Origin of the sequence: Bacillus cereus group sp. BceL291 (assembly GCF_051776705.1) — a bacterium.
Taxonomy (GTDB): Bacteria; Bacillota; Bacilli; order Bacillales; family Bacillaceae_G; genus Bacillus_A; species Bacillus_A cereus.
Genome location: NZ_JBPWAP010000197.1, coordinates 1 through 2,182, shown reverse-complemented (window position 1 = coordinate 2,182; position 2,182 = coordinate 1). Strand labels below are relative to the sequence as shown.

Here is a 2,182-nt window from a genome sequence, read left to right as displayed (position 1 = left end):
TGTAAATGTCAAGATAAACATGTACATTTTCGCTTGTTTAAGCATGTACAAAATCAATCATTTTCTTTGCTAAAATGATCTTTAATTCGATAGGATTGTCCTACAATACTGACCACCGTGGCATGATGTAAGACACGATCTAGTATGGCATTGGCGAGTTTAGGGTCCTGGAATACTTCGTCCCAAGACTTGAAGTTGATATTGGTCGTTAGGATGGTACTACGCTTTTCATAACGCATATCGATTAATTGAAAGAATAATTTTGCATCCTCCGGATCAATAGGCAAGTACCCAATTTCATCAATAATAAGTAATTTGTATTTTGTATAGTGCTTTAAACGAGATTCTAGGCGATTCTCAATCTTGGCACGTTTTAAATTTTGAAGTAAATCATGACATTTAATAAAATAAGTACTTGTTCGCTTTTTAGCTGCTGCTATACCAATAGACGTGGCCAAATGGGTCTTACCAACACCACTAGGTCCTAAAAATACTATGTTTTCTTGTTGCTCTAAGAAACGTAGAGAAATAAAATCTAAGATTTGTTGTTTATTAATACTCGGCTGGAATTCGAAATCAAACTCATCAACCTCCTTTCTATGAGGAAATGCGCCCATTTTCACCATAGAATGAATCATATTTTGTTCTCGTACATCAATCTCATAGTTTGTCAGTTTAACAAGTGTCTCTACGAAGGATAATTCATTATTAATGCTAAAATCGACTACGTCACCTAAATGTTGTGCCATTTGTTTTAATTTTAAATACTCTAGGTTTGTTGTTAATTGTTGATAGCTATTCTTCATTTCTATATACCTCACCAATTACTGATAAATTTTGTTTCGCCAAATTGTCAATGTTCGGATATTTAGGTAGTGACTTAGCCAATGCTTTTTTATAATGTTCTTCTTTATAATTGAGCTTAGATTGGCTGATTTTATGTTGTACAATTAACTTCATGTTATGATAAACATATATTTGATTATCATATACTTGTAAACCGACGGTTTTACCTTGATATTCAGCTGGAACTGAGTATTGATTCGATTTGTAAGATATCATGCCTGATGTATTAACTTTTACAAGTTTATGCTTAATCATATAGGAATCTCTTATCGCGCTCTTCGGGAGTGGTTGTAGGAGATTCTTTTCCTGTTTTAGGGCAAACACTGGAATCTTACCAGTCCCTTGATGAAATGTTTGATTAATTCTTGCACATAATTTTTGCACAAATTCATGTAATTCTTCAAAAGTGAATCTTCCTTGATAAGCATGAATTTCGTCTAGAAGTTTCATTGGCGCTTCTACTTTCCCTTTGGTATTTGGTCGCCCTGCGATACAAGGTTGTACCTTAAATCCAAAATCTTGAGCGAATTGGGCAAACTTATTGTTAATCGTTCCTGTAAAGTGTTCTGTTCGAGCTTCATCCATTACCGTCTTCATATTATCCGTGACAATTACCTTCGGTACACCACCAAACATTTCAAATGCCTCTGTCATAAATGACATTAAAACACTTTGTGATTTTGAAATATTCAAATGAAAAACTTTAAATCTCGAGTAGGACAATAAAAGTACAGCTACATTCACATATACGATTTCGCCACTTTTGGTTTCAAATCGTATGCTTTCTTTCCAATCTAATTGAGCTTGTTCTCCTGGAGGTGTCTCATAACGGACACCCACTGAATGACCTGATAAAATACGCTTCCCCTCATCAAAATATGTTCTAAATTCAGGCTTTCTATTAATATAAGCACGAAATGCAGACTGTGAACATTTTAAACCGTGATTGTCTGTTAGATACTGCCATAACACTCGTTTGTAGTAGAAGATTTGTTTAGAATCACTAGATAAAAGAGCTGCAATCACTTCATAATATGTATCGATTTTCGATGTTTTATTTTTTGTCCCTTTTGGTGTAAAACCATTCAAATACTTATCTATGGTACGCCGATCCACATTCAATTCTCTGGCTAATTGACTTTTATTTATCTTCATTTTTAAGTTCCCCATTAGTTTTTTAAAATTTGGTAAGTCTGAAAGACTTTTAACCTCAAATTCTGTTTGAATATCTAGCTTAATATACATACTAACCACCTCAGAGTCAGTATGGAGAATCCAATTGAAAATGTACATATTTATTCAAGCGTTAATGTACATATTTAAGTTAGCATTTATA

The 2,182-nt window shown here is 33.5% G+C and carries 2 protein-coding genes; both read right to left on the bottom strand.

Annotated features, from left to right (window positions below; genetic code table 11):
• Positions 1–53: 53 nt before the first annotated feature.
• Positions 54–806: an IS21-like element IS232 family helper ATPase IstB gene (istB, locus tag ACS2CR_RS33995; protein ID WP_000798699.1), complete on the bottom strand. Its 753-nt coding sequence runs from the start codon at positions 804–806 to the stop codon at positions 54–56.
• Positions 796–2,091 carry an IS21-like element IS232 family transposase gene (gene istA / locus ACS2CR_RS33990; RefSeq protein WP_000275580.1) on the bottom strand — a complete coding sequence of 432 codons (1,296 nt, stop codon included), beginning with the start codon at positions 2,089–2,091 and terminating at the stop codon, positions 796–798. The genes istB and istA overlap by 11 nt, the downstream gene beginning before the upstream one ends.
• Between the last annotated feature and the right edge of the window lie 91 nt (positions 2,092–2,182).

What these genes read in the sequence shown, in the direction of transcription:
- istB (WP_000798699.1), bottom strand. Translation starts at nt 806, where the DNA reads ATGAAGAATAGCTATCAACAATTAACAACAAACCTAGAGTATTTAAAA.
- istA (WP_000275580.1), bottom strand. Translation starts at nt 2,091, where the DNA reads ATGTATATTAAGCTAGATATTCAAACAGAATTTGAGGTTAAAAGTCTT.